Below are 25,706 nucleotides of genomic sequence, written 5' to 3'. Positions count from 1 at the left end.
TGCCTAGCAGTTGATCCGTCCGGACCACGTATCGCTTACCCGATCGTGGGCGGTTCGCGCGCCGCGGCCCGCTGGTGGATTCGAACCTCGCTCGCCAGTCGCCCTTTCGGCGAGGGTGAACCCGGCCGCGGTCTCGTCGGCGCATTTGACTTCGAGCGCGCTCCAATTCGTAGCCTTCGGGACATGACCACGCCTCAGCGCAAGATCGGATCAGGGTTCGGAGCCCGGAGCACCGCGGCGGACGTTCTGCGCGGTATCGACCTCACCGGAAAGCTCGCCGTCGTCACCGGCGGTTACTCGGGCCTGGGACTGGAGACGACCCGCGCGCTCGCCGGAGCCGGTGCCCGGGTCGTCGTGCCCGCCCGGCGGCGGGCGACCGCCGAGGAGGCGCTCGCGGGCATCGAGGGCGTCGAGATCGATGAACTCGACCTCGCCGATCTCGACAGCGTCCGCGCGTTCGCCGAGCGCTTCCTCGCCTCGGGCCGCACCATCGACATCGTCATCAACAACGCCGCCGTCATGGCCTGCCCGGAGACCCGGGTCGGTCCCGGCTGGGAGGCGCAGTTCGCGACCAACCACCTCGGCCACTTCGCGCTCGTCAACCGGCTCTGGCCGGCGATCGAGCCGGGCGGCGCACGGGTGATCTCCGTGTCCTCGTCAGGACACCGCAACTCGCCCATCCGCTGGGACGACATGTGGTTCGGGACCGGTTACGACAAGTGGAAGGCCTACGGCCAGGCGAAGACGGCCAACGCGCTCTTCGCCGTGCACCTCGACGCGCTCGGTCGTGACACCGGCGTACGGGCGTTCTCGCTGCATCCCGGCGGCATCCTCACACCGCTCCAGCGCCATCTGCCCAAGGAGGAGATGGTCGCGGCCGGCTGGATCGACGAGGACGGCAACGCCGTGCATCCCTCCTTCAAGTCGCCGGAGCAGGGTGCGGCCACCCAGGTGTGGGCGGCGACCTCACCTCAGCTGGCGGAGGCGGGCGGAGTCTTCTGTGAGGACTGCGACATCGCGGAGCCGGCGTCTGCCGACCCGTCGGTGCCCGGCGGTGTACGCGACTGGGCGACTGACCCGGAGCAGGCCGCGCGGCTGTGGCGGCTCTCGGCCGAGCTGACCGGCGTCGACGCATTCGCGCCCACCGTCTGAACGCCCTCGTCCGAGTGGCCGGGCCATGCGGCCGGTCGGGCGGTCCAGCGGCTCGCCCGTCCGTGTGCCGGACCATCCGTCGGCCCTTGGGACCCGTAAGACTTGGGACGAGGGCGTTACGGCACGGTGGCCGGAGCGCCGACCGGCACGATCGATCGCGGCCCACCGGGCCGGGAGGTGGCCCGATGACGGAACGACCACGGATGACGCTCACCGGCGCGGTGCTCGACGGGCCGAGCGCGGGCGAGCTGGCCGCGTTCTACAGGCGGCTGCTCGACTGGACGGTGGCGGCGGAGGAGTCCGACTGGGTCAAGCTCGTCCCACCGGGCGGTGGCGCGGGTCTGGCGTTCCAGAGCGAGCCCGGGTACATCCGGCCCGTCTGGCCGTCGGAGCCCGGCCGGCAGCAGATGATAATCCACCTCGACATCGAGGTGGACGATCTGGATCCCGCCGTCGCATACGCCACGGAGCTGGGCGCGACACTCCACGGCTTTCAGCCCCAGGACGATGTACGGGTCTGTCTCGACCCGGCAGGACACCCTTTCTGTTTCTGGATCCGCACCTGACGCCACCCGGCCATCCGCACCTGACGCCGCTCAGGTGGTCCGGCGTTCGACAAGAGTCGTGGGCAGCGTGAGCTGCCGGCGCGGCCCTGCCGGATCATTGATCTCGTCGAGGAGCAGCCGGGTGATGGCGCGTCCCATCTCCTCGGTCGGCTGGCTGACGCTGGTCAGCGGCGGCACCGTATGGCGGGCGACGATCGAGTCGTCGAACCCGATGACCGCCACATCCTCCGGGACCCGCAGCCCTCGCTCGCGCAGCTCGGTCAGCGCGCCCGCGGCCATGACGTCGGACGCGGCGAACACGGCGTCGATGTCCGGGCGCCGGTCGAGCAGTGCCCGCATGGCGGCGCGACCGCCCTCCTCGGTGAAGTCGGCCGGTGCGATCAGCGACGCGTCCGGCTCAACGCCCTGCTCGGCATGGGCATCGCGCCAGCCCTGGAGACGGCCGTGGCCGACATCCATGTCGAGCGGTCCCGCGATGGTGGCGACGGTGATACGTCCCAGGCCGAGGAGATGCCGTACGGCCAGCGCAGCCCCGCCCACATTGTCGGAGTGGACATGGCTCAGTGGCTCGTCCGGTGAGCGCCGTCCCACCAGGACCGTCGGTATCCGCGTCTTCTCCAGGAACGCCGGCAGCGGATCGTCGCGATGGACCGACACCAGCAGCACTCCGTCGACCCTGCGCGCCTCCACGAACCGGATCAGCCGGTCCAGCTCGCGCTGATCACGTACCAGGATCAGCAGCAACTGCATCTCGGTGTCGGCGAGTTCGGTACTCACCCCGCGGATGACGGCCGAGAAGTACGGCTCGGTGGCCAGCCGGCTCTCCGACTCGGGGATCACCAGCGCGATGCTGTCGGTCCTGCTGGTGACCAGACTGCGGGCGGCGGGATTCGGTACGTAGTTGAGTTCCGCGATGGCCGCCTCGACGGCGGTGCGGGCCTTCGCGCTGACGCCCGGGAGGCCGTTGACGACCCGGGAGACCGTACCTCTGCCGACGCCCGCGAGCCGGGCGACGGCTTCCAGGGTCGGCCTGCGGGCCGCCCGTTCGGCGCTGCTCATCACGTCTCCTGACTTGTGCTTTCCTGGTGCCGCAGCACGGCGCCCACCAGGAAATTGTGCGGGGTCGCCGGAGAACCGGCGGCCCGGGGGCGGCGCCGGGCCCGTTCGGGCGCCGGAACCACATATGGCTCTTGACAGAGCCGGGTGTCAGCGGAGAGTCTTCCACAATCCATGGGAGCGCTCCCAGGGGCGTTCGAACCACTCTGCGGAAGGACCTCTGTGGCCACCTCAGCACCCACTCCCGGGCGCGCCCTGGACCCCGCGGCACCCGCGGCACCTCTGAGCTTCCCGCCCGGCTTTCTGTGGGGCACCGCGACCGCCGCGTACCAGATCGAGGGCGCCGCCCAGGAGGACGGCCGTACACCGTCCATCTGGGACGTCTACTCCCGCACTCCGGGCCGGGTACGCAACGGCGACACCGGTGATGTCGCCACCGACCACTACCACCGCTGGCCCGAGGACATCGCGATCATGTCCGGCCTCGGTGTCGGCGCGTACCGCTTCTCGGTCTCCTGGCCCCGTGTCCAGCCCACCGGCAGCGGACCCGCGTCCGAGAAGGGCCTCGACTTCTACCGGCGGCTGACCGACGGACTGCTGGAGAAGGGCATCGAGCCGGTCGCCACCCTCTACCACTGGGATCTGCCCCAGCATCTTGAGGACGCGGGCGGCTGGCCCGAGCGCGACACCGCCCTCCGGTTCGCCGAGTACGCGGCGATCGTCGCCGACGCCCTGGGCGACCGGGTACGGACCTGGACCACCCTCAACGAGCCGTGGTGCAGCGCCTTCCTCGGCTACGGTTCCGGTGTCCACGCCCCGGGCCGTACCGCCGCCGCCGACGCCCTGCGGGCGGCACACCATCTCAATCTCGGCCATGGGCTCGCGGTCCGGGCGCTGCGCGAGCGGCTGCCGGCCGGCGCCAAGGTGTCCGTCACGCTCAATCTGCACCAGGTACGGCCGCTGACCGACAGCGAGCCGGACAGGGACGCGGTCCGCCGGATCGACGGTGTGGCCAACCGCGTCTTCACCGGCCCCATGCTGTCCGGGGCCTATCCGGCCGATGTCCTGGCGGACACCGCGGAGATCACCGACTGGTCGTTCGTCCGGGACGGCGACACCGCGCTGATCCACCAGCCGCTCGACTTCCTCGGTGTCAACTACTACTCACCGACCCTGGTCTCCCACCACACAGGACCCGCCGCACATGGGTCCGACGGACATGGTGCGAGCGACCACAGTCCCTGGCCCGGCGCCGATCAGGTGGCCTTCCACCAGACTCCCGGCGACCGGACCGCCATGGGCTGGACGATCGACCCGAGCGGTCTGTACGAACTGCTGATGCGGGTACGGCGGGACCACCCGGAACTGCCCGTCATGATCACCGAGAACGGCGCGGCCTTCGACGACTACGCGGCTCCCGACGGCGAGGTCCGTGATCCGGAGCGGATCGCCTATCTCCGGGACCATCTCGCGGCGGTCCACCGGGCCATCGCCTCGGGCGCCGACATCCGTGGCTACTTCCTCTGGTCGCTGCTCGACAATTTCGAATGGTCGTACGGCTACGGCAAACGCTTCGGCACGGTCCATGTCGACTACCCGACCCAGCGCCGCACCCTCAAGTCCAGCGCCCACTGGTACGCCCGCGTGACCCGTACGAACACGGTGCCACCACCGGAGTAGCCTCCGCCCGGGCCCTCGCGCCGGCCGTCTCGTAACCACCCGCTCACACCTCAGCAGATACGCGGCAGTTGCTCACCCAGCGGCATGTCCACCACCCGGGTCCCGCCCAGTCCGGTGGATGCCACCACCATGCCGGGATGGTCCGTCGTACACGTACCGATCACCACCGCACCCGCGCCCCGCGGATGCGCGCGCATCGCCGCGAGCACCTTCTCGGCGTGCGCGGGCGGTACGAACGCCACGAGCTTGCCCTCGTTGGCCACATACAGCGGATCGAGACCGAGGAAGGCACACGCGTTGGCGACGGCGTCCGGCACCGGGAGCGCACGCTCCCTGAGAGTGATCCCCACACCGGACGCCGACGCGATCTCGTTGAGCGAGGTCGCCAGTCCGCCACGGGTCGGATCCCGCAGTACGTGCAGATCGGGGCAGACATCCAGCATCGCCCGGACGAGCGAGGCCAGCGGCGCGGTGTCGCTCTCGATCTCCACACCGAACTCCAGGCCCTCGCGGACACTCATGATGGCCACACCGTGCTCACCGATCGCACCGCTGACGATGACCACATCGCCCGGCGCGGCACGCCGGGGCCGGATGTCCACGCCGTCCGGGATCAGCCCGATCCCGGCCGTGTTGATGAACACGCCGTCGCCGTGCCCGGCGTCCACCACCTTGGTGTCGCCTGTGACGACCGTCACTCCGGCCGCCCGGGCGGCGGCGCCCAGTGCCTCGGCCACCCTGCCCACCGTGGCGAGTTCGACGCCCTCCTCCAGAATGAAACCGCAGGACAGATAGGCGGGCCTGGCGCCCATCATCGCCAGATCGTTGACCGTTCCGTTGACCGCGAGATCGCCGATGCTGCCGCCCGGGAAGAAGAGCGGGCGCACCACATACGAGTCGGTGGAGAACGCCAGCCGCGCGCCGCCCAAGGTGACCGTCGCTGAGTCGCCCAGCTCCGCGAGGACCTCACCGCCGAAGGCCGGCGCGAAGAGATGTTCGACGAGTTCGGCGGAGAGCTGACCGCCGCCGCCGTGTCCCATCACGACCTTCCGGTGGTCACGGAGCGGAGCGGGACAGGTCCAGCCGGAGAAGTCCGGTACGGCGGCGGCAGACCGTACCCGGGGCCGGACACCGTCCACCTCACGGATCCCGGTCGATGTCGGCTCAGCCAACGGAGGTCACCTCTTCCTGGGGACCGGCGGTGCCCGCCGCGTCCGGTGTCGCCAGCCTGCGGTACAGGTAGTACGCGGCGCAGGCGCCCTCGCTGGAGACCATGGTGGCGCCGAGCGGATTACGCGGCGTACAGACCGTGCCGAACGCCTCGCACTCGTGCGGCTTGATCAGTCCCTGGAGCACCTCGCCGCTGCGGCAGTCCGTGGACTCCCGGGTGCGGATACCGGTCACCGAGAAGCGGTGCTCCGCGTCGTACGCACGGTAGGCGGGAGACAGCCGCCAGCCGCTGGCCGGGATCATGCCGATACCGCGCCAGGCCCGGTCGGTGACCTCGAAGACATCCTTCAGCATGGCCCGCGCGGCCGGACTGCCCTCGGGCCGTACCGCACGCGGATAAGCGTTCTCGACGGTGTGCTCGCCGGCCTCCAGCTGGCGTACGGCGCGCCGGATGCCCTCCAGGATGTCCAGCGGTTCGAAGCCGGTGACGACGATGGGCACCCGGTGCCGCGCGGCCAGTTCGGGATACTCGCCGGTCCCCATGACCGTACAGACATGGCCTGCGGCCAGGAACGCCTGGACCCGGCAGCCGGGCGCGTTCATGATGGCGTCGATCGCCGGAGGGACCCGGACGTGCGAGACCAGCAGGCTGAAGTTCTCGATGCCGAGCTTCTTGGCCTGATGGACGGTCATCGCGTTCGGCGGTGCCGTCGTCTCGAATCCGATCCCGAAGAAGACCACCTGACGGTCCGGATTCTCCTGGGCGATCCTGAGCGCGTCGAGCGGCGAGTAGACCACCCGTACATCCGCTCCCTCGCTCTTGACCTTGAACAGATCCCGGCCGCTGCCCGGCACCCGGAGCATGTCGCCGAAGGAGCAGAAGATCACCCCGGGACGGGAGGCGATCTCCAGCGCCTGGTCGATGGTCTCCAGCGGTGTCACACAGACCGGACAGCCGGGACCGTGGATGAGTTCGACCTCCTCCGGGAGGAGCTGGTCGATGCCATGGCGGATGATCGAGTGGGTCTGGCCGCCGCAGACCTCCATCAGGGCCCAGGGCCGGGTGACGGTGGTCCGGATGTCGTCGAACAGCCGGGCGGCGAGATCGGGATCGCTGAACTCGTCGAGATATTTCATCGAAGGTCCTCCTGTGGGGGTTGTGGCGTACGGCGGCCGGATTTCCCCGCGCCACGCGGCCGTTCGGCTCCGGCCTCCTTCGCGGCCCGCCCCCACGCGTCCCCGAACTCCTCCTCCAGCACGCCGAGATTCTCGAACAGCCTGAGCGTCTGTTTCGCGGACTCCTCGTCGAGCCGCTGGAGCGCGAAGCCGACATGGACGATCGCGTAGTCACCGACGTTCATCTCCGGCACATACTCCAGACAGACGTCCTTGACCACGCCGCCGAAGTCGACATGGGCCATCCGGGTTCCGTCGCGCTCCTCGATGTCCAGCACTCTGCCGGGCACAGCAAGGCACATTGCTTCCTCCTCACACATCGGTTGTTCCGCCTGCCGCTCGGCCTGTCCCGGCCGGTCCTGTGCTGCCTCAGCCGTTGTCGTGCCGTCTGCCGTCTCAGCCTGTCGTGATCCGGGCGGCGACCATCAACTGGCCCAGTGCCAGCCCGCCGTCGTTCGGTGGCACCGCGCGGTGCCGCAGTACGGTGAAGCCGTCACGCTCCAGCCGCTTCGTACAGCCGGCGGTCAGCAGGGCGTTGCAGAACACGCCGCCGCTCAGCGCGACGGTGGTCAGGCCCGTACGGTCACGGGCCGCGCGGCACAGATCACGCACCAGACCGATCACCGCGCCATGGAAGCGCGCGGCCACCGTCGGCGCGTCCGCACCGGCCCGTATGTCATGTGCCGCCGCGGCCAGGACCGGAGCCGGATCGGCCACCACCTCGGCGCCGTCGGCCGGACGGCCCGGGAGCAGCGCGAACCGGTAGCCGTCGGCCGGGCCGCCGGCCGCCACCGCCGCGCTCTCCAGCGCCATCGCCGCCTGGGCCTCGTACTCCACGCGGTGGCAGAGCCCGGCGAGCGAGGCGACAGCGTCGAAGAGCCGTCCCATGCTGGACGTCGGCACACAGGCGACGCTCCGGTCCAGCAGCCGCTCCAGCAGCCGCCGTTCACCGGGAGCGCACGCGGCGACGCACGGCAGCGCCTCGGACCAGCGCACGCCCGCCGCCCGCAGATGGGAGAGCGCCATACGGTACGGATTCCGTACGGCGGCGTCGCCGCCCGGCAGCGGTACGTACGCCAGCCGGCCGAAGCGCCGGAAGCCGTCGTAGTCCGCGAGCAGCACCTCGCCGCCCCACACCGCGCCGTCGTCCCCGTACCCCGTACCGTCGAAGGCCACCCCGATCACCGGAGCCGAGCCGTCCAGACCGTGCTCGGCCATCGTGGCGGCGACATGCGCGTGGTGGTGCTGTACACGGCGGACCGGACGGCCCCGGGCGTGCCGCTCGGCCCACTGTCCCGAGCGGTAGCCCGGATGCCGGTCCGCGATCAGCACTTCGGGCGCCACCGAGGTCAGCTCCGTCAGATGGCCGACGGCCGCCTCGAAGGCGGTGAGCGTGGCGAGGTCGTCCATGTCGCCGACATGGGCGGACAGCCACGCGTAACCGCCCTCCGCGACACAGAAGGCGTTCTTCAGATCTCCGCCGACGGCGAGCGCCGGCTCCACGGGCACGGGCAGCGCGATCGGCAGCGGCGCATAGCCGCGGGAGCGGCGTACGGGCAGCTCCTGGCCCGCGCAGATCCGTACCACCGAGTCGTCGCACGGCACATGCACCGGCCGGTCGTGCGTGAGCCAGGCGTCCGCGAGCGCGCCGAGCCTGGTCAGGGCGTCCTTGTCGTCGGTCACGATGGGCTCGCCCGACCGGTTGCCACTGGTCATCACCAGGACGGACGGGCCCGCCGGATCGCCGGGCAGGCCCAGCAGCAGATGGTGCAGCGGCGTGTACGGCAGCAGCACACCGAGATCGGGACTGCCGGGCGCCACACCGTCCGCCACCAGAGAGCCACCGCCCTCACGGCGCCGCAGCAGTACGACGGGCCGGCGCCGGCCGGTCAGCAGCGCGCGTTCGGCCGGACCGACGCACGCGAGCCGCTCGGCCGTCTCCAGCGAACGGGCCATCACGGCGAACGGCTTGCTGCCTCGGTTCTTACGGGCGCGCAGCAGGCGTACGGCGGTGGCGTCCGAGGCGTCACAGGCGAGGTGGTAGCCGCCGAGTCCCTTCACCGCGACAACCGCTCCCGCGGCCAGCAGCCGACGGGCCCTGGCCAGCGCCTCCTCGCCGAACAGCCGGGGCGCGGCGGCCGAGCCGGGCCCTCCCGTGATCAGCGAGAGCCGTGGCCCGCAGGCGTGACAGGCGACCGGCTGGGCGTGGAAGCGCCGGTCGGCGGGATCCTCGTACTCACGCGCGCAGTCGGCGCAGAGCGGAAAGCCGGCCATGGTGGTCCGGCTCCGGTCGTACGGCAGTCCGGTGACGACCGTGAAGCGCGGGCCGCAGTGTGTGCAGCAGATGAAGGGATGACGGTAGCGGCGGTCGGCGGGATCGGCCAGCTCGGCGAGACAGTCGTCGCAGGTCGCCATGTCGGGAGAGACCAGGGTGCGTCCCGGGCCGCCGGACGAGGGACGGATGGTGAACCCGCTGCCGCCGACGGCCGGTACGGGCCTGTGGCGTACGGACTCGACGACCGCGAGCGGCGGCGCGCAGGTGGCCAGCCGCTCGCAGAACGCCGCCACGTCCTGAGGCGGTCCCTCGACCTCCGTACTGACGCCTTCGGCGCTGTTGGTGACCCAGCCCGTCAGCCCGAGTTCGGTGGCGAGCGTATAGACGAACGGGCGGAAGCCGACGCCCTGCACCACTCCGCGCACGAGGACATGGCGGCGCTCGCGAGGAGCGGAAGATGAGGTGAGGACGGTGGTGCCGGTGGTGACGCGTCCGCTCATGGCGCCTCTGCCGTGCCGCGGACGGCGGACGGTGCGGGACGGCTGTGGCTGTGGTCGAGGCCGCCGGCGTGGCCGTGGTGTGGGTCCTCGGCGTGGCTGTGGTGCTGACGGGCCAGTACCGGCCGGTGTACGGGGACACCGGCCGCGCAGCCGAGGATGAACGCGAGCAACTCGTCGACACCGGCGCCGGTCCGGGCCGAGGTCTCCAGCACCGGCACTCCCGGATTCACCTGGCGGACATTCCGGTGGAACGCCGTCCCGTCGAACTCGACGGCCTCCGCGATGTCCGTCTTGGTGATGACCACGAGCTGGGCGAGGCCGAACGCCGTGGGGTACTTGAGCGGCTTGTCCTCGCCCTCGGTCACCGAGCCCAGCACGATCCGCAGGCTCTCCCCGATGTCGTACGAGGCGGGACAGACCAGATTGCCGACGTTCTCCACGAAGAGCACCCGGGTGCCCTGAGGCAGCCAGCCGTCGAGATGCCCGCGGAGCATGCCCGCCTCCAGATGACAGAGTCCGTCCGTGAGCACCTGCTTGACGGGAGCGCCCGCCCGCGCCAGCCGCCGGGCGTCGTTCTCGGTGGCCAGATCGGCGGTGATCGCGGCCACGGCGGTGCCCGCCGCGACGGCCCGGGAGAGCAGCCCTTCCAGCAGGGCCGTCTTGCCGCTGCCCGGGCTGGACAGCAGATTCACCTCGACGGTGCCCTGGGCGGCGAGATGCTCGCGCAGCGCCAGGGCACTGGCGTCGTTCTCGGCCAGTACGGCCTGGCGCAGATCAACGACTCGGCACATGGGGGGCCTCCTCGGGCGTACCTCGATCGTCACCGCTGTCCGGGCGGCGCGCATCCGAGGAATCCGCGAGGACGACCTCGGCGATCTCCAGTTCCCGGCCCGAGAGCAGCTCGCCCAGAGGCCGCGCGCAGTCGGCGCACCAGAGCAGTGGTGGCACTCCCACCTCGCTCTCCCGGCCACAGCCGGCACAGCGGGCCACACCGGGAACGGTGTCCATCTCCAGCCGGGCACCGGCGAGTACGGTGCCCTCGCTCGCCAGACCGAACGAGAACCGCAGGGCCTCCGGCACCACGCCCGCCAGTTCACCGATCCGCAGCCGCAGCGAGGTGACCTGCCCGCCGCCATTGGTACGGACGGCTTCCTCCACCTGGGCGACCACGGCGGTCGCGATGGACAGTTCATGCACGGGTCTCACCTTGCTTCCGAGGCCCGGGCGCTCGCCGCCGCGTCGGCGGACGACGGCTGGCCGGTGTGGTCGGGCGTGGTTAGCGTGGGACCGGGGTGAGCGGCACCGTTGCACGGCCATATGTCGCAGGGCCTCGTGTGCCACGGCCACATGGTGCAAGGCCACATGTCGAAAGGCCATATGTCGCACGGCCATATCAGGAGAGCGCAGCCATGACGACGCACGACACCGAACGACGGGCGCTGATGAATCCCGTCATCCTGCTGCTGCTCGCCGAGCGGCCGGGCCACGGATATGAGCTGACCCAGCGCCTGGGCGCCTTCGGCTGGGCCGAGGCCGAGTCCGCGCATGTGTACCGGCTGCTGCGCGGCATGGAGAAAGGCGGTCAGATCTCCTCCCAGTGGCGGGCGTCCGTCTCCGGGCCCGCCCGCCGTGAGTACGAGATCACTCCGGCGGGCTCGATGAGTCTGTCGCTCTGGTTCGTCCGGCTGGGCGAACTGCACAGCACGCTCCATCTGTTCCTGGAGCGCTATGTGCAACTGAGCGGTCCCGGTTCCGGTCCCGTCGGCGGTGAGGCACGGCCGACGGCCGGGCATCCGCTGTCCGGGCATCCGCCGACGACCGGCAGGACGGGCTCCGTCTGAACGCCGGACACGGGCCCGGCTCACCGGTCCGCGCCTCCGCTCGTACCGCTCGCGCCCTTCGTACCGCGCGCAGCGCTCACATCCGGCGGATCCGCAGATAGCGGCGCAGGTCCGGGACGGACCTCGCCGTCTCGTACGCCACCGCGGCCATGACCGCGCCGGCGCAGACCCACAGCCAGGTCAGATCCGGCTCCTTGGCGTGGTTCATCCCTTTTCTCGCCCGTATCTCGTGCATCGCGTGGATCACGTTCATCTCCTCCTACCAGATCGAGGACCAGTTCCGCCGCGGGTCCCACGGCGGCGGCCACCGGCGCACTGAGCCCGATGCCCTCCTCGGCGGTGAGCGGCTGGCACCCGACCACCAGGATCCGCTCGGGGAGCGTGCCGCCGGCTCCCGCGCGCAGCTCATGGACCAACCGCAGGACCGACGCCGGGTCCATACCGTGTCCGTCCAGCCGGGCCGCGTTCGGGGCTGCTGCTGGGGCCGTTCCCGGGTCGGCCGGGTCGACTTCGAGTACATGGACGGTGCCCGGCGCAGCGCCGCGGTCGACGGTGTCGACGAGGATGAGCCTGCGATAGCCGTCGAGAAGCCGGTAGGCGAGATGGACGCCTCGGATGCCCGTGTCCATCAGGTCGACGTCCGGAGGCAGTTGGCGTCCGCTCAGCCGGCGCAGTGTCTCGACGCCGAAGCCGTCGTCACCGAGGAAGATATTGCCGATCCCGGCGACCAGGGTCCGGCCGTACGAGGCGTATGCGTCGTCCGAGCCGTACGAGGCGTCCGAGGCCTCGGGGAGGGGTACGGACTCCATGTCAGCCGCCTCCTTCCCGGGCCGGTTCGTCGCAGGCGGGATCGGGATCGAGCTCGTCCGGGCGGAAGTACAGGAACCGGCCCTGCTGCCGGCGTATGTCGCTGCCGGGATCGCCGTCGACGGTGACCGCGACATGCGTCTCGCCGTCGAGATCCTGGAGCACCGCCTCGACCGTCGCGCCACGGCCCGCCAGAAAGATGTCCTGGGCGTCGGATCTGCGCAGCCCGGGCCGTAGAACGACTCTGCTGCCCGTGCCGATCAGCCGCCCGCCGACCGTCACGGTGTCCTGTCCCGGCCGGTCGTACACATCCTGGGCCGGATCCCACCAGGGCAGCCCCGGACCGGTCGGCAGCTCAAGTCCGGCCGGAGGCACGGCCGGTGTTCCCGGACCACGTGTCCCCGGATCGGGCGTGCCCGGACCGCGCGTCCCCGGAGCCGGTCGCTCGCCGGTGACCTCGCGCAGACCGCGGATCGCGCCGTGCAGACGCTCCATCACCTCGGCCGGCATACCGTCCACCAGATCGATCACCTCGGCCGCCCGCGCGTCCGTCCCACGCGCCTCCCGTTTCTCCTGCTCGGTCAGCGCGGCGGTCCGCAGCGAGAGGATCTCGTCGATCTCGGTGGCGTCGTAGAGCGGCCCAGGGCTCTCGGCGGCGATCTCGGGATGGTCGTCCAGGATGATCGGCGAGGAGAGCAGGACATCATCACGTCCCGCACCACCGGCCAGTACCGGCCAGGTGTGTTCATTCCGGCAGCTCCGCGCGGCGGTCCTGGCCCACTCCGGCGGGTCCGTCATCGACAGGAACCGCCCTCCGGGCAGCCCGAGCAGCAGATGCGCGCCGATCAGGCTGTACGGCAGGGCGGCTTCGCGATCGTCGCTCTCGCGCCCTTCCGGCGCCCACTCCGACATGTTGCGTACGGTCGCGGTCAGCCGCAGCGCGCCGTACGGGCCCGGCAACGGCTCGGTGGCCAGCCGGATCTCGCCCGCCAGCGCCCGGCTGCGCCGTACCAGCCGTCCGACGGTCCGTCCCGTACCGTCGTGGTCGCGGACCGGCTCGCGCGCCACACCGCACGGACGGTCGAAGCGCAACGTCCATCCTTCTCCGGCGAGTTGACCGAGCGGTATCCGGTGCTCGACCCGTTCCTCCTCGCCCTCGTCCCAGGGGACCAGCACCCGGTCGGCCAGGTCGAGTCGCGGCACCTCGCTCCAGCCGTCGCCGCCCGGTACGCGACGCTCCACCGTGCGGCGGCGCACCTGGAGGAAGCGCAGCTCGACATCGAGACGGTCGGCCCGGCGAGGTTCGAGGAGACACTCCGTACGCTGCTCCGCGTGCTCGCCGTGCGCCTCGGCCCAGGAGGGCGGTACCAGTACGCCGAACTGCCAGCGCAGTTGGTTCTTGCGGGCCGACGCCCGGTAGGGATAGAGCACATATCCCTCGAACAGCAGGGCGTCGGCGACCCGGCGCGCCTCCTCGAAGCCCGCCGTCATGACCGGTCTCCTCGACCGGTGCCGCCGGCGTCTGTGCCGTCGGCGTCCGTGGCACCGGTGTCCGTGGCACCGGCCGTGCGCAGCAGTTCCTCGAAGGTCCGCTCCCAGGACGGCAGGGCACGCTCCGAACGGAACCGGCGCAGCGCGTCGAGACAGTCGTCGCGGACACGCAGCCAGCCGGAGCCCGGGAAGTACTGCTCGATCATGTTCTGCCAGACCTTCACCGGCATACGGAACGCGGTCTCCTTGTGCCAGGCGACCGGCTCAGCCACAAAGCCACGGTCACCGGAGAAGACCGTGCCCGAGAACAGCAGGAGCAGCGGTACCTCGCCGTCCGCGAGCGCGCGGAAGTACTTGGCCGAGGCCACCTCCATGTCGTACGTACAGACCACCGGCAGTTCGATCTCAATGGCGCCCGTGAAGCCGGGCACCGTCACCGAGGCATGCGCGAACTGGAGCGGCTTGAGAGTGGTGCTCCAGCGCTCCGGCTCACCGAAGAGATCGCCCAGCATCTCCATCTCGGCCGGTGTGTACCGCCGTTGGACGGGCTCGATCCGCATCTGACAGCGCAGGGCGACCGCATGGATCCGTGCCGCCGGATCGTCCGCCTCGATCCGCAGCCGGAACAGCAGCGTCGGGCCCGTGCCGTACGGTTCCGGCCGTACGTCCGCACAGGTGAACGTGAGATCGGTCATCGGCCGTCCTCCCGTCCGGTCGGTGGCCGGGCCTTCGCCCTGACCCGGGTGAAGAAGTCCGTCAGATCCGCGCGGGCCTCGGCGCCGCCGTCGAATCCCTGCCAGTGCAGCCGCATCCGGCCCACCAGCTCGTAACAGGCGTCGACGGGCACCAGATAGCACTCGCCCGCGCCGATTCCGTCCGCGCCGCGCTCCCGCCGGACCAGCAGCGCCTCCGTGTCGGGCTGGAGCAGGGCCGCCAGCCGGCCGGAGCCGAGGACCTCCCGCCAGGTGTCCGGATCCAGCTCGCTCTCCGTGGCGCCCGCGGGGCTCGGATAGAACGCGGCCAGCCGGTCCAACTCCGAGTTACGGAAGAAGAACGCGAGTCCCACCGGGATCTGGAGCCGGTTCCAGCTCTCCTCGTCCAGGGTGAAGTCCGGGTCGGACAGATACCGGTCGGGCACCGCCCGGAAGCGTCCCGCGCCCGCGCCCGGCCGGGTGAAGAGCAGATAGCAGCCCGCGCAGGCGCACATCAGCGAGCGTTTCCCGATGTCCACGAGATGCCGGTGTTCCCCGGCCAGCGACTCGGCGCACAGCTCGCACCGCTCCTCGGCGCGCGGTGGTCGACGGGTGAATCCGCGCAGCCCGGGAGGTATGCCCGGGATACGGGCAGGGCGGGTGCTCATGGCTTTGCCGTCAGCAGCGTGCCCGGCAGGGCGACCCGTACGGAGCCGTTCTCCTCCAGCAGAGGTACGGGCTCCAGCCGGCCCCGTGCGCCTCGTCCCGCGCCACGGATCTCGTACTCCTCGGCGCAGTCCGGACAGCGCAGCCGCTCGCCGTCCACCAGCGCCGCGCCGCCCAGCCCGCCCGCACAGACCGGACAGTGGTCGCGGTAGGCGTAGAGATTGCCGGGCAGCCGGACCAGCAGCAGCGCCGTGCCCGCCACCTCGCACACTCTGGTCCTGCCTTCGGTGGCGGGCGGATCCGGCAGTGGATGCCACTCGGCCGGAGCGTCCCCGGTGGTGGTTCCGGTGGCGGTCCCGCCCGAAGGGACAGCGCCCGCCGTCGCGTCCGGCGGCCGGGACATGATCTGGAGGAGCTTCGGCTGCGGCTTTTCCTCCGCTACACCGTCGACCTCCACGCACCCGATCTCGGGCGCGTGGCGCGCCACGGCCTCCTCGATCGTCCAGCGCACGGTCTGGGCGGAGGAAGGACAGCCGTCGCAACTCCCGCGCAGCCGCAGCCGCAAGGTCCGGCCCTCGGTCCCGTCGTCGTCCGCCTCCGCGCCGATTCCGGCGATCTCCACATCACCGGCGTGCGAGCCGAGATATGGACGGACCTCCTCCAGCGCCCGCTCCACCCGGGTGAGCGTGTTGTCCGGGTGCAGATCGTGCAGGATCAGCAGCCCGCCGACGAGTTCGTCGCCGCCGAGCAGAGCCAGCGGATCGGTGCCGTCCGGCCGGTCGCCCAGCAGCTCGACGATACGGGCCAGGCCCGAACCGTAGAACTCGACAATGCTCCGCACGAGTTCGTCCGCGAGATCGCGGCCCGACGGACCCACCGATCTGCCCAGTTCATCAAGGAGCGCGCCGATGTGTTCACCGGCCCGCTGCTCCTTGGCCGTTGCTGCCATGTCACGGTGCCTTTCCTCCGGTGGGAGACCTCGGTCAGGACCTCGGGACCAGGACCAGGACCGGTGTCAGCCGCCCAAACCGCTGAGCCCGGTGGGCAGATGGGTCTCCCGGACGGTCCTGCCGCCGCCGACGTACATATGCACGCCGCACGGCAGACAGGGATCAAAGCTCCGCACCGTCCGCATGATGTCGATGCCCTTGAAGCTGTCCGGCGGGTTCTCCTCGAAGATCGGTGTGTTCTGCACCGCGTCCTCGTACGGTCCCGGCGTGCCGTACGAGTCGCGCACGCTGGCGTTCCACGGAGTGGGCGGATACGGATGGTAGTTGGCGATCTTGCCGTCCCTGATCACCATGTGGTGGGAGAGCACACCGCGTACCGCCTCCGTGAAACCGACACCGATGGACTCGTCCGGGACCTCGAAGCTCTCCCAGGTCTGGGTGCGGCCGGCGCGGACCTCCTCCATCGCCTGCTCGGCGAAGTGCAGGGCGCAGGCCGCCGCGTACGCCTGGAAGTATGTCCGCGCGCGGTTGCGCTCCAGGGCGTTGCTCCACCGGGGGATCCGCCATTCGAAGGTGGTCTCCGGCTTGGTCATGGTGCGCGGCAGATTGATCTCGACGCTGTGGCCGGTGGCCCGGACATAGCCGAAGTCGACCAGTCCGGACAGGGCCGTGGACCACAGCCGGGCGAGCGGCCCGCCGCCGGTGTCCAGCGCGAGATGGTCCGTGCCGTCGAACCAGCGCGGGGACATCACCCAGCTGTACTTGTCCGCGAAGTCCCGCTTCTGCGGCGCCGGGAGAGTGTGCTGGTTCCACGGATGGCGCGGGTCCACGGGATTGCCCAGCGGATCGCGGTCCACGAAGGTCTCCTGGCCCGCCCAGTCGTCGTAGTACGAACTGCCGAGCAGGATCCGGATACCGAGATTGATGTCGACCAGATCGTTGGTGACCAGTCTGCCGTCGACGATCACGCCCGGTGTGACAAACATCCGCCGGCCCCACTCGGACATGTTCCGGTAGGTGAAGTCGCAGTGCGCCGGGTCGTTGAGCGCGCCCCAGCAGCCGAGCAGTACCCGGCGCCGGCCGACCTCCTCGTACCCGGGCAGCGCCTCGTAGAAGAAGTCGAACAGGTCGTCGTGGAGCGGGACGACCCGCTTCATGAACTCCACGTACCGCGTCAGGCGCGTCAGATAGTCCGTGAAGAGCTGGATGGTCGCCACGGTGCCGACGCCGCCCGGGTAGAGCGTGGAGGGATGCACATGGCGGCCCTCCATCAGACAGAACATCTCCCGTGTGTAGCGGCTGACATGCAGCGCCTCACGGTAGAACTCGCCCTCCAGCGGATTGAGCGAGCGCATGATGTCGGCGATGGTGCGGTAGCCGTGGTCGCCCGCGTGCGGCGCCTCGGTTCGTTCGGCCAGCTCCAGGACACCGGGATTGGTCTCGCGGACCATCTTCTCGCAGTAGTCCACACCCACCAGATTCTCCTGGAAGATGTTGTGGTCGAACATGTACTCCGCGGCTTCGCCGAGATTCATGATCCACTCGCCGAGGTGCGGAGGCTTCACGCCGTACGCCATGTTCTGCGTATACACCGAACAGGTCGCGTGATTGTCGCCGCAGATACCGCAGATACGGCTGGTGATGAAGTGCGCGTCACGCGGGTCCTTGCCGCGCATGAAGACGCTGTAGCCGCGGAAGACGGAGGAGGTGCTGTAGCACTCCGCCACCCGCTTGCGCTGGAAGTCGATCTTCGTGTGGATACCGAGGCTGCCCACGATCCGGGTGATCGGATCCCAGGACATCTCCGTCAGGCCGCTGCCGTCCTCGGCTTGCTTGGTCGTCGGCACCATGGGCTGCGCACCTTTCCGGGCGGTGGGGAGGGGCTCGCTCTCTCAGGCGTCGGGTGATCGGATGTCAGGCGTCGGGCTTCGGATGCCGGGCGGATCACCACGGAGGGTGGTAGCCGGTCAGGACCTTTTCGCCCTTGCGGCGCCACTTCGGTTCCTTGTCGACGGTCCTGGCCGTGACACCGCGCAGCCGGCGGATGACCTTGCCGTACGCGCCGCTGGCCGCCGCGGAGACATGACCGCCCGGAGGTTCATCCATGAAGGGCATGAACTTGTCCGGGAATCCGGGCATCGTGCAGGCGATACAGATGCCGCCCACATTGGGACAGCCGCCGACCCCGTTGATCCAGCCGCGCTTGGGGACATTGCACTTGACCACGGGACCCCAGCAGCCCAGCTTCACCAGACACTGCGGTGAGCCGTACTCGGTGGCGAACTGGCCCTGCTCGTAGTAGCCGGCCCGGTCGCATCCCTCGTGGACGGTCGCGCCGAACAGCCAGGTCGGGCGGAGCTGCTCGTCGAGCGGGATCATCGGCGCGGATCCGGCGGCCTGGTAGAGGAGATAGAGCAGTGTCTCCGAGGCATTGTCCGGGTGCACCGGGCAGCCGGGGATACAGACGATCGGAATGCCCGCTCCCGACTTCCAGTCCCAGCCCAGATAGTCGGGCACGCCCATCGCTCCGGTGGGATTGCCCTCCATGGCGTGGATACCGCCGTAGGTGGCACAGGTGCCGATCGCCACGACGGCCAGTGCCTTGGGCGCGAGCCGGTCGATCCACTCACTCGTGGTGATGGGCTGGCCGGTCTCGGGATCGTCCCCGAATCCGCACCAGTAACCCTCGCTCTTGACCGCCTCATTCGGAATGGATCCCTCGATGACCAGAACGAATGGCTCGATCTCTCCGCGGTCCGCCTTGAAGAACCATTCGATGAAATTGTCCGCGCCCTGGACGGGCCCGCATTCGAAATCGATCAGAGGCCAGTGCACGGCCACCTTGGGCAGTCCGGGAAGGGCGCCGAGGGCGATTTCCTCGATACTCGGCTGACTGGCCGCGGTGAGCGAGACGGAGTCTCCGTCGCAGCTCAGACCGGCGTTGATCCAGAGGATATGGACGGTGGGAAGTTCTTCCGCGTTCGATCCGGCGGGTGTCGCGCCATCCTTGGCAACTGATGCGGCGGTATCCATCATGCCCTCCTCATCGGTGAAGAGCGTCCCTCCCTGGATAACCGAATCGGGCGGGCTGGGTAAGTGCGGGACGGTCCTATGAACTTCCGCGAACTGGGCTTCCATGAACGAACTCCCGTGAACCTTCGGCGAACAACAGCGCACCGGACGGCGAAGTGGGCGGTTCACCGGCCAGGGCGACCGTACGGTGACCGGACGATTCTTCGTCGGTCGCATGTTCGAGCTTTGGATTCGGTTCGGGGCTTCGGGTTCGGAGGGGGGCGCTCCGCCATGGAATGGCTCAGCGCGGAGAATGTCATCGCCGTGGTCACCGCGGCCCTGGGCATCATCGCCTCACTGGGTGTGCTCTGGTACGAACGCCGGGTGCCGCGCCGTACCCGTATCGGATACCGGGTCCAGCTCGACACTCCGGTGAGCAGCGCGGAGCGCACCGGCAGGGCCGGCGTACGGCTGGGCCTCTTCCAGGACAATCCACAGCTCTCCGACGCCACTCTCGTCCTGCTGCGGATCGAGAACGACGGCTCCACGAGCATCGCCGACTCCGACTACACCGGGCGCGAACTCCACGGTCTGATGGCGGAGTTCACCGGCCGTACGGTCCGGGGCATCGCGGTCACCACGACGCTGGGCGCCGACCATCTGCTGGACCACTTCTCACCGGCGGCCGGGCTGCGCTACGCCGACGGCACCGTGTATCTGCCACGTGTGCCGCTCAACCACGGCCAGCACTTCAAGCTGCTCGTCCTGCTCACCGGTGGAGCGGTCGGTGACGCGATCCGGGTCAGCGGAGGGATCAGGGACGGCGGGGTCTATCCGAACCGCAGCACGACGCCCGACGACACTCCGCCCGTGTTCAGCAGGGCCACCCGGATGATCACCGTACTGCTCACGGCCTGTGTGGTCGTACTGGCCTCGATCATCGTCGTACGGGACGACGTCAGGCCGCCGATGGGCTGCGCGAAGGGCGAGCTGACCATCACCGGCTCCACGGCGTTCGAGCCGGTCGCCGAGGACCTGGCGGCCAAGTACATGCGGGACTGCGCCGGCTCCACCGTCACCGTCGACGCGCGCAGCAGCGAGGAGGGCCTCCAGGAGCTGGACGAGCGCGGCGCCGCGGCGAAGGGCGGCACCCCCGCACTGATCGCACTGTCCGACGTGCCCAAGGGTGACGGCCGCTTTCCCGAGCTGAGCGAGAATCCGGTCGCCGTCTCCGTCTACACCCTTGTCGCCAACGACAAGGTGACGCTGCGCGACCTGACGACCGAGCAGGTCCGTGCCATCTACCGAGGCGACATCAGCGAGTGGGACGACGAGCGGCTGGGCGGTCCGAAGGGCCTGCCCATCATCCTCGCCAGCCGGAAATCGGGCTCCGGCACCCGTGACATCTTCCGCGACCGTGTGCTCGGCGGCGTCTACGAACCGGCCTACTCCTCGGCCGACTGCGGCAGCAAGGACGACACGTCCGCCAAGGTCTTCCGCTGCGAACTCGACAGCACCGACCGGGTCCTCGCCACCGTCGCCGGCACCGACGGAGCCATCGGATACGCCGAGCTGCGCTCCGGCGCCCTGCCGAAGGGACTGCACACGCTGAGCCTGAACGGAGAGGCCGCGTCCTCGGACACCATCGCCGACGGCGACTACCCGTTCCGGGAGGTCGAGTACGCGTACACCTACGGCAACCCGCCCGCCGACTCCCTCGTGGCCAGCTTTCTCAACTATCTGCTGCGCGGCAGCGGTCAGGATGTGGTCCGCGCACATGGCCATCTGCCGTGCTCGTCACCGAAGGGACAGACCATCTGCGCCGGTGACGCGGCGCAGTGACGCCGCTCAGTGACACTGCGGGCCGGTGACGGCTCAGTGGAACTGCGGAACGATCAGATACAGGCCGTACGCGACGGCCGCCGCGCAGGCGAGAAAGCACAGCCCGGCGACGGCCCTCGCCAGCGGAGAAGGCCGTCGGCGGCCTCCGGCGAGGCGCGGGCGGCCGTCGGGCTCGTCCCGCTGCGAGAGGAGGCGCACACCGAGCGCGAAGACGAAGACGACTCCCACGGTGGCGCCGATGCTGACGAGGGCCACCTCGCCCAGCCCGCTCCAGTCCAGCGCCGAACGGTTCTGCGGGGCCAAATGGATCTGCGGCGCCATGCGGTTCTGCGGGGCCATGTGGTCCTCTTCCATCAGACATTCGCCTTGGCGGCCCGGGAGCGGATCGTGACGGTGTTCTCGTCGTTGACATTGCCCGAATGCACCGGATTGCGGCGGGAGACGATCACGATGAAGGCCGCCACGGCGGCGGCGGCCAGGGCGACGACGATCGTGCCGACGGTGCCGCCGTATACGACCATGGTGGCGGCGAGCGCGCCCACGGCCGCGGCCGCGGGAAGCGTGACACACCAGCCGATGGCCATACGTCCCGCGATTCCCCAGCGCACCTCCGCCAGCCTTCTGCCGAGTCCCGCGCCGAGGATGGCGCCGGAGCAGACCTGGGTGGTGGAGAGGGCGAAGCCGAGGTGCGCGGAGGTCAGGATCACGGTCGTGGCGGAGGACTCGGCGGTGAAGCCCTGCGGGGCGCGGATGTCGGTGAGACCTCTGCCCATGGTTCTGATGATCCGCCAGCCGCCGAGATAGGTACCGAGGGCGATCGCCAGGCCGGCCGAGGCGATGACCCACAGCGGCGGTCCCGAGCCCGGCGCGAGCGCGCCCGCGGAGATCAGCGTGAGCGTGATGACGCCCATGGTCTTCTGGGCGTCGTTGGTGCCGTGCGCGATGGAGACCAGCGAGGCGGAGGCGACCTGGCCGAGCCGGAATCCGCGGTTGACGGAGGTCTCCCGGCCCCGGGCGGTGATCCGGTAGACGAGATAGGTCGCCAGCAGCGCGGCGAGACCGGCGACCAGCGGGGACGCGACGGCCGGAAGGATGATCTTCTCAAGCACCACATCGAAGTGCACACCGTGCCGGCCCGCGCCCACCCATACGGCACCGATCAGCCCTCCGAACAGGGCGTGCGAGGAGCTGGACGGCAGGCCCACCAGCCAGGTCAGCAGATTCCACAGGGTCGCACCGATCAGCCCGGCGAAGACCATGCCCGGAGTGACCAGGCTGTCGTTCACGATGCCGCCGGAGATCGTTCTGGCGACCTGGGTGGAGAGGAACGCCCCCACGAGATTGAGTACGCCGCTGATGAGGACCGCGACCTTGGGACGCAACGCCCCGGTGGCGATCGAGGTCGCCATGGCGTTCGCGGTGTCGTGGAATCCGTTGGTGAAGTCGAACGCCAGGGCGGTCAGGATCACCACGCCCACAAGAAAGGTGATGTGGTCCATTCGCCTCATCCAAGCGCAGCGGCCGGTACCCCGCCGACAGGCGCTGTGGGGACTCCGGGTGCTTCCTCCCAAAGGATGAGTGGATCAGCCTCTTGGCACCCGAGTGCGCCCTATGAGGCCTGTGTGCCGTGTGCGATGTGTGGACCGTGATGCCCCGAACCGTGCCGACGGGCCGTCAGCCGTGTCCGGGGAGCCGGTTCCGGAATTTTGACATTGCCTTGACAAATTAAGATCCCATTGCCAGGCTGCAAAACCTTAGCGAGTTCTCGCAATTACGTTGACGCCGCATCGAATCCACTTCGCCAGACCGGTACGGCTGTTGCACGGGTGACGGGACATCACCCGAGCGCAGGTTCTTCCCTCAGTGACACGGCAGCGCGATGTCGCGCGCCCATGCCTTGCTCACACCCCCCGCAAGGTCAGGAAGGATGCTCCATGTCAGGACCGTCACGACTGTCAGGACAGAGGCCGAGACGCCTCTGGTCACGATGGCTCACCGCGTTGGCGCTGATCGTCGGCGGTGGCGCCGTCGCGGTGCCCGCGGCCGGCGCCCCGGCGGCCGTCGCAGCGCCCGCAGCGCCCGCCGTCATTCCGCCCGGCGACTATCAGCAGGTACAACTCGCCCTCGGTGGCGCCGAGTTGGGCGAGGCAATGTCCCTCGCGGTCCTGCCGGACCGCGCGGTCGTCCACACGGCCCGCGATGGCACGGTCCGGTACACGGACGCCGCGGGCAACACGAAGACGGCCGGCAAGCTGGACGTCTACACGCATGACGAGGAAGGGCTCCAGGGCATAGCGGCCGACCCGGGCTTCGCCTCGAACCGCTATCTCTACCTGTACTACTCGCCCAAGCTGACCACTCCGGGCGGCGACGCGCCGGTCACCGGCAACGCCGCCTCCTTCGAGCCGTGGAAGGGCCACCTCAACCTCTCGCGGTTCACGCTGAAGACGGACGGCACGCTCGACATGGCGAGCGAGAAGGTCGTCCTCGAAGTGCCCAACGACCGCGGGCAGTGCTGCCACGTGGGCGGTGACATCGACTTCGACGCCGCCGGGAACCTGTACCTCACCACCGGTGACGACACCAACCCGTTCGAGTCGGCCGGCTACTCGCCGATCGACGAACGGACCGAGCGTAACCCGCAGTTCGACGCCCAGCGCTCCTCGGGCAACACCAACGACCTGCGCGGCAAGGTCCTCAGGATCAAGCCGACGGCCGCCGGCGGCTACACCGTCCCGGCCGGCAACCTCTTCGCTCCCGGTACGGCCAACACCCGGCCCGAGATCTACGCGATGGGCTTCCGCAACCCGTTCCGGATGTCCGTCGACAAGGCCACCGGCATCGTCTACCTCGGCGACTACGGCCCCGACGCCGGAGGCACCGACGGCGGCGGGCGCGGCCCCAGCGGCCAGGTCGAGTTCAACCGCATCACCGCGCCGGGGAACTACGGCTGGCCGTACTGCACCGGCACGAACACCGCCGCCGAGACCTACGGTGAGTACACCTTCCCGAACGGTCCCTCCGGAGCGAAGTACAACTGCGCCGGCGGCCCGACCAACAACTCCTTCCGCAACACCGGTCAGGCCACTCTGCCTCCGGCCAAGCCGAGCTGGATCAAGTACGGCGGCGACGCCGGCTCCCCGCCCGAGTTCGGCGGCGGCTCCGAGTCGCCCATGGGCGGACCGGTCTACCGCTACGACCCGAACCTGAACTCCAATGTGAAGTTCCCGCAGTCGCTCAACGGTTACTTCTTCGCCGCCGAGTACGGCCGGAAGTGGATCAAGCCCATCGAGGTGAAGGCCGACGGCACCCCCGGTGTCATCGAGAGCTTCCCGTGGACCGGCACCCAGGTCATGGACCAGGCCTTCGGCCCGGACGGCGCGCTGTACGTGCTCGACTACGGCACCGGCGCCAACAACCAGGCCCTGTACCGGATCGAGTACATCGGCGGCAGCAACCGCAACCCGATCGCCGCCGCGGCGGCCGACAAGACCTCGGGAGCGGTCCCGCTCACCGTCGCGTTCTCCTCGGCGGGCAGCTCCGACCCCGAGGGCAAGGCCCTGACGTACTCCTGGAACTTCGGCGACGGCACCACCTCCACCGCCGCCAACCCGTCGCACACCTACACCACCGCGGGCACCTTCCGTCCGACTCTGACCGTCAGGGACCCGGAGGGCCTCACCGGCACGGCGAGTCTGGTGGTGACGGCGGGCAACACGGCGCCCACCGTCAATCTCACCGGTCCCAAGGACGGTGAACTGTTCTCCTTCGGTGACACCGTGCCCTTCTCGGTCACCGTCAGCGACCCGGAGGACGGCGCCATCGACTGTGCCAAGGTCAAGGTGACCTATCTCCTCGGCCATGACGAGCACCGTCACGCGATCACCTCGAAGAACGGCTGCACCGGTACGATCGCCGTCCCGACCGACGGTGAGCACGACAGTGCCGCCAATATCTACGGTGTCTTCGACGCCGAGTACACCGACGGCGCCGGACTGACCACGCACAGCGCCCGTGTCCTCCAGCCCCGCCACCGGCAGGCCGAGCACTTCTCCGCGCAGTCCGGCATCCAGGTGGCCGCGCACGGCACCGCCGAGGGCGGCAACACGGTCGGCTTCACCGACAACGGCGACTGGATCTCCTTCAAGCCCTACGCCCTGGGCAACGCCAACCGCATCACCGCCCGCGTCTCGTCCGGCGGCACCGGCGGCACCATCGAGGTACGGGCCGGCTCGGCCACCGGCACCCTGCTCGGTACGGTGACCGTACCGGTGACAGGCGGCTGGGAGACCTTCACCGATGTCTCGGCCAATCTGGCCAACGCCCCGACGGCCTCCACGGAGCTCTTCCTCGTCTTCAAGGGACCGACGGGCCAGGGCAACCTGTTCGACCTCGACGCCTTCACCTTCGCCACCGGCAGCACGCCGACGAGCCAGACCGTGGAGGGCGAGTCGTTCTCCTCGTCCCTGGGCGTCCAGGCCGCCGACCACGCCGCGGCCAGCGGTGGCAAGACGCTCGGCTACATAGAGAATGGTGACTGGGCGGGCTATGCCTCCGTTCCCACCGCCGGGGCCACGGCCTTCAGCGCGAAGGTCTCCTCGGCCGGGGCCGGCGGCACCATCCAGGTCCGTTCCGGATCAGCCACCGGAGCGGTGCTCGGTTCCGTGGCCGTACCGGTGACCGGTGGCTGGGAGACCTTCACCACGGTCACCACCCCCCTGACCGGCACGGCCGGTTCGGGAGCTCTGTTCCTGACCTTCACCGGCGGCGCCGGCTCCCTGTTCGACATCGACACCCTCACCCTCACCAAGTGACGTACGGGAAAGGGAC

General features: G+C 69.8%; 22 protein-coding genes and 1 pseudogene. 6 read left to right on the top strand and 17 right to left on the bottom strand.

Annotation, left to right across the window (positions count from 1 at the left end):
- The first annotated feature begins 183 nt into the window (after window positions 1-183).
- Window positions 184-1,152 carry an SDR family NAD(P)-dependent oxidoreductase gene (locus ACFV6H_RS24580; RefSeq protein WP_385545727.1) on the top strand — a complete coding sequence of 323 codons (969 nt, stop codon included), beginning with the start codon at window positions 184-186 and terminating at the stop codon, window positions 1,150-1,152.
- Window positions 1,153-1,337: 185 nt separating this feature from the next.
- Window positions 1,338-1,718 (top strand): VOC family protein, encoded by a 381-nt coding sequence (locus ACFV6H_RS24575; RefSeq protein WP_385545724.1) that lies wholly within the window; start codon window positions 1,338-1,340, stop codon window positions 1,716-1,718.
- 30 nt (window positions 1,719-1,748) lie between these two features.
- Here the strand turns inward: ACFV6H_RS24575 and ACFV6H_RS24570 are convergent, their stop codons facing one another.
- Window positions 1,749-2,777: a LacI family DNA-binding transcriptional regulator gene (locus ACFV6H_RS24570; RefSeq protein ID WP_385545721.1), complete on the bottom strand. Its 1,029-nt coding sequence runs from the start codon at window positions 2,775-2,777 to the stop codon at window positions 1,749-1,751.
- A 171-nt stretch (window positions 2,778-2,948) separates the two neighbouring features.
- Between ACFV6H_RS24570 and ACFV6H_RS24565 the strand changes: the two genes are divergently transcribed.
- Entirely contained in the window at window positions 2,949-4,454 is a 1,506-nt protein-coding gene (locus ACFV6H_RS24565) for a GH1 family beta-glucosidase (RefSeq protein ID WP_385545717.1), read from the top strand.
- 50 nt (window positions 4,455-4,504) lie between these two features.
- On the opposite strand, the gene hypE is transcribed toward ACFV6H_RS24565, so the two are convergent.
- From hypE to ACFV6H_RS24535, 6 genes are all read right to left on the bottom strand, one after another.
- Complete coding sequence (hypE, locus tag ACFV6H_RS24560) at window positions 4,505-5,494, bottom strand: hydrogenase expression/formation protein HypE (protein WP_384985714.1); 990 nt, start codon at window positions 5,492-5,494, stop codon at window positions 4,505-4,507.
- A 124-nt stretch (window positions 5,495-5,618) separates the two neighbouring features.
- On the bottom strand, window positions 5,619-6,761 hold the full coding sequence (gene hypD / locus ACFV6H_RS24555; protein ID WP_385545714.1) for a hydrogenase formation protein HypD: 1,143 nt from the start codon (window positions 6,759-6,761) through the stop codon (window positions 5,619-5,621).
- On the bottom strand, window positions 6,758-7,102 hold the full coding sequence (locus ACFV6H_RS24550) for a HypC/HybG/HupF family hydrogenase formation chaperone (RefSeq protein ID WP_385545711.1): 345 nt from the start codon (window positions 7,100-7,102) through the stop codon (window positions 6,758-6,760). The genes hypD and ACFV6H_RS24550 overlap by 4 nt, the downstream gene beginning before the upstream one ends.
- A gap of 94 nt (window positions 7,103-7,196) precedes the next feature.
- Window positions 7,197-9,575 (bottom strand): carbamoyltransferase HypF, encoded by a 2,379-nt coding sequence (gene hypF, locus ACFV6H_RS24545; protein WP_385545708.1) that lies wholly within the window; start codon window positions 9,573-9,575, stop codon window positions 7,197-7,199.
- Window positions 9,572-10,366: a hydrogenase nickel incorporation protein HypB gene (hypB, locus tag ACFV6H_RS24540; RefSeq protein ID WP_385545706.1), complete on the bottom strand. Its 795-nt coding sequence runs from the start codon at window positions 10,364-10,366 to the stop codon at window positions 9,572-9,574. Before hypB ends, hypF begins: the two co-directional genes overlap by 4 nt.
- Window positions 10,350-10,772 (bottom strand): hydrogenase maturation nickel metallochaperone HypA, encoded by a 423-nt coding sequence (locus ACFV6H_RS24535; RefSeq protein WP_093601131.1) that lies wholly within the window; start codon window positions 10,770-10,772, stop codon window positions 10,350-10,352. The genes hypB and ACFV6H_RS24535 overlap by 17 nt, the downstream gene beginning before the upstream one ends.
- A gap of 212 nt (window positions 10,773-10,984) precedes the next feature.
- On the opposite strand from ACFV6H_RS24535, the gene ACFV6H_RS24530 reads away from it, so the two are divergent.
- Window positions 10,985-11,416: a helix-turn-helix transcriptional regulator gene (locus ACFV6H_RS24530; RefSeq protein WP_384781113.1), complete on the top strand. Its 432-nt coding sequence runs from the start codon at window positions 10,985-10,987 to the stop codon at window positions 11,414-11,416.
- Window positions 11,417-11,492: 76 nt separating this feature from the next.
- Here ACFV6H_RS24530 and ACFV6H_RS24525 read toward each other — a convergent pair whose 3' ends face one another.
- The 8 genes and pseudogenes from ACFV6H_RS24525 to ACFV6H_RS24490 form a co-directional block, all read right to left on the bottom strand.
- Entirely contained in the window at window positions 11,493-11,567 is a 75-nt protein-coding gene (locus tag ACFV6H_RS24525; protein WP_370748010.1) for a DUF6893 family small protein, read from the bottom strand.
- A gap of 124 nt (window positions 11,568-11,691) precedes the next feature.
- Window positions 11,692-12,225 (bottom strand): annotated as a pseudogene (locus ACFV6H_RS24520) (hydrogenase maturation protease); the annotation flags it as partial.
- A gap of 1 nt (window position 12,226) precedes the next feature.
- Window positions 12,227-13,714 carry a hypothetical protein gene (locus ACFV6H_RS24515; RefSeq protein ID WP_385545702.1) on the bottom strand — a complete coding sequence of 496 codons (1,488 nt, stop codon included), beginning with the start codon at window positions 13,712-13,714 and terminating at the stop codon, window positions 12,227-12,229.
- Window positions 13,711-14,409 carry a DUF6084 family protein gene (locus tag ACFV6H_RS24510; RefSeq protein WP_385545699.1) on the bottom strand — a complete coding sequence of 233 codons (699 nt, stop codon included), beginning with the start codon at window positions 14,407-14,409 and terminating at the stop codon, window positions 13,711-13,713. Before ACFV6H_RS24510 ends, ACFV6H_RS24515 begins: the two co-directional genes overlap by 4 nt.
- Window positions 14,406-15,074 carry a DUF5947 family protein gene (locus ACFV6H_RS24505; protein WP_385545697.1) on the bottom strand — a complete coding sequence of 223 codons (669 nt, stop codon included), beginning with the start codon at window positions 15,072-15,074 and terminating at the stop codon, window positions 14,406-14,408. Before ACFV6H_RS24505 ends, ACFV6H_RS24510 begins: the two co-directional genes overlap by 4 nt.
- Window positions 15,071-16,021: a NifU family protein gene (locus tag ACFV6H_RS24500; RefSeq protein ID WP_385545694.1), complete on the bottom strand. Its 951-nt coding sequence runs from the start codon at window positions 16,019-16,021 to the stop codon at window positions 15,071-15,073. The genes ACFV6H_RS24505 and ACFV6H_RS24500 overlap by 4 nt, the downstream gene beginning before the upstream one ends.
- Window positions 16,022-16,087: 66 nt before the next feature.
- The gene (locus ACFV6H_RS24495; protein ID WP_093597361.1) at window positions 16,088-17,872 is read right to left on the bottom strand and encodes a nickel-dependent hydrogenase large subunit; all 1,785 of its coding nucleotides are present in this window, start codon (window positions 17,870-17,872) and stop codon (window positions 16,088-16,090) included.
- 94 nt (window positions 17,873-17,966) lie between these two features.
- The gene (locus ACFV6H_RS24490) at window positions 17,967-19,055 is read right to left on the bottom strand and encodes a hydrogenase expression protein HypE (protein WP_385546218.1); all 1,089 of its coding nucleotides are present in this window, start codon (window positions 19,053-19,055) and stop codon (window positions 17,967-17,969) included.
- A 270-nt stretch (window positions 19,056-19,325) separates the two neighbouring features.
- Here ACFV6H_RS24490 and ACFV6H_RS24485 point away from each other — a divergent pair, with 270 nt between their 5' ends.
- Window positions 19,326-20,876: a substrate-binding domain-containing protein gene (locus ACFV6H_RS24485; protein WP_384985508.1), complete on the top strand. Its 1,551-nt coding sequence runs from the start codon at window positions 19,326-19,328 to the stop codon at window positions 20,874-20,876.
- Window positions 20,877-20,909: 33 nt separating this feature from the next.
- On the opposite strand, the gene ACFV6H_RS24480 is transcribed toward ACFV6H_RS24485, so the two are convergent.
- Window positions 20,910-21,197: a hypothetical protein gene (locus tag ACFV6H_RS24480; protein ID WP_384985710.1), complete on the bottom strand. Its 288-nt coding sequence runs from the start codon at window positions 21,195-21,197 to the stop codon at window positions 20,910-20,912.
- A gap of 32 nt (window positions 21,198-21,229) precedes the next feature.
- Entirely contained in the window at window positions 21,230-22,375 is a 1,146-nt protein-coding gene (locus ACFV6H_RS24475; protein WP_384985506.1) for an anion permease, read from the bottom strand.
- Window positions 22,376-22,810: 435 nt separating this feature from the next.
- Between ACFV6H_RS24475 and ACFV6H_RS24470 the strand changes: the two genes are divergently transcribed.
- The gene (locus ACFV6H_RS24470; protein ID WP_385545689.1) at window positions 22,811-25,690 is read left to right on the top strand and encodes a carbohydrate-binding protein; all 2,880 of its coding nucleotides are present in this window, start codon (window positions 22,811-22,813) and stop codon (window positions 25,688-25,690) included.
- The last annotated feature ends 16 nt before the right edge of the window (window positions 25,691-25,706 follow it).

The organism is Streptomyces sp. NPDC059743 (assembly GCF_042732975.1).
Classification (GTDB): domain Bacteria; phylum Actinomycetota; class Actinomycetes; order Streptomycetales; family Streptomycetaceae; genus Streptomyces.
Note: the sequence above shows the minus strand (reverse complement) of the source record. Positions and strands in the feature narration are given on the sequence as shown.

Excerpts from the sequence above, each read along its gene's own strand:
- ACFV6H_RS24580 (WP_385545727.1), top strand. The coding sequence starts at position 184 with ATGACCACGCCTCAGCGCAAGATCGGATCAGGGTTCGGAGCCCGGAGC.
- ACFV6H_RS24575 (WP_385545724.1), top strand. The coding sequence starts at position 1,338 with ATGACGGAACGACCACGGATGACGCTCACCGGCGCGGTGCTCGACGGG.
- ACFV6H_RS24570 (WP_385545721.1), bottom strand. The coding sequence starts at position 2,777 with ATGAGCAGCGCCGAACGGGCGGCCCGCAGGCCGACCCTGGAAGCCGTC.
- ACFV6H_RS24565 (WP_385545717.1), top strand. The coding sequence starts at position 2,949 with ATGGGAGCGCTCCCAGGGGCGTTCGAACCACTCTGCGGAAGGACCTCT.
- hypE (WP_384985714.1), bottom strand. The coding sequence starts at position 5,494 with ATGGGACACGGCGGCGGCGGTCAGCTCTCCGCCGAACTCGTCGAACAT.
- hypD (WP_385545714.1), bottom strand. The coding sequence starts at position 6,761 with ATGAAATATCTCGACGAGTTCAGCGATCCCGATCTCGCCGCCCGGCTG.
- ACFV6H_RS24550 (WP_385545711.1), bottom strand. The coding sequence starts at position 7,102 with ATGTGCCTTGCTGTGCCCGGCAGAGTGCTGGACATCGAGGAGCGCGAC.
- hypF (WP_385545708.1), bottom strand. The coding sequence starts at position 9,575 with ATGAGCGGACGCGTCACCACCGGCACCACCGTCCTCACCTCATCTTCC.
- hypB (WP_385545706.1), bottom strand. The coding sequence starts at position 10,366 with ATGTGCCGAGTCGTTGATCTGCGCCAGGCCGTACTGGCCGAGAACGAC.
- ACFV6H_RS24530 (WP_384781113.1), top strand. The coding sequence starts at position 10,985 with ATGACGACGCACGACACCGAACGACGGGCGCTGATGAATCCCGTCATC.
- ACFV6H_RS24515 (WP_385545702.1), bottom strand. The coding sequence starts at position 13,714 with ATGACGGCGGGCTTCGAGGAGGCGCGCCGGGTCGCCGACGCCCTGCTG.
- ACFV6H_RS24510 (WP_385545699.1), bottom strand. The coding sequence starts at position 14,409 with ATGACCGATCTCACGTTCACCTGTGCGGACGTACGGCCGGAACCGTAC.
- ACFV6H_RS24505 (WP_385545697.1), bottom strand. The coding sequence starts at position 15,074 with ATGAGCACCCGCCCTGCCCGTATCCCGGGCATACCTCCCGGGCTGCGC.
- ACFV6H_RS24500 (WP_385545694.1), bottom strand. The coding sequence starts at position 16,021 with ATGGCAGCAACGGCCAAGGAGCAGCGGGCCGGTGAACACATCGGCGCG.
- ACFV6H_RS24495 (WP_093597361.1), bottom strand. The coding sequence starts at position 17,872 with ATGGTGCCGACGACCAAGCAAGCCGAGGACGGCAGCGGCCTGACGGAG.
- ACFV6H_RS24490 (WP_385546218.1), bottom strand. The coding sequence starts at position 19,055 with ATGGATACCGCCGCATCAGTTGCCAAGGATGGCGCGACACCCGCCGGA.
- ACFV6H_RS24485 (WP_384985508.1), top strand. The coding sequence starts at position 19,326 with ATGGAATGGCTCAGCGCGGAGAATGTCATCGCCGTGGTCACCGCGGCC.
- ACFV6H_RS24480 (WP_384985710.1), bottom strand. The coding sequence starts at position 21,197 with ATGGCGCCGCAGATCCATTTGGCCCCGCAGAACCGTTCGGCGCTGGAC.
- ACFV6H_RS24475 (WP_384985506.1), bottom strand. The coding sequence starts at position 22,375 with ATGGACCACATCACCTTTCTTGTGGGCGTGGTGATCCTGACCGCCCTG.
- ACFV6H_RS24470 (WP_385545689.1), top strand. The coding sequence starts at position 22,811 with ATGTCAGGACCGTCACGACTGTCAGGACAGAGGCCGAGACGCCTCTGG.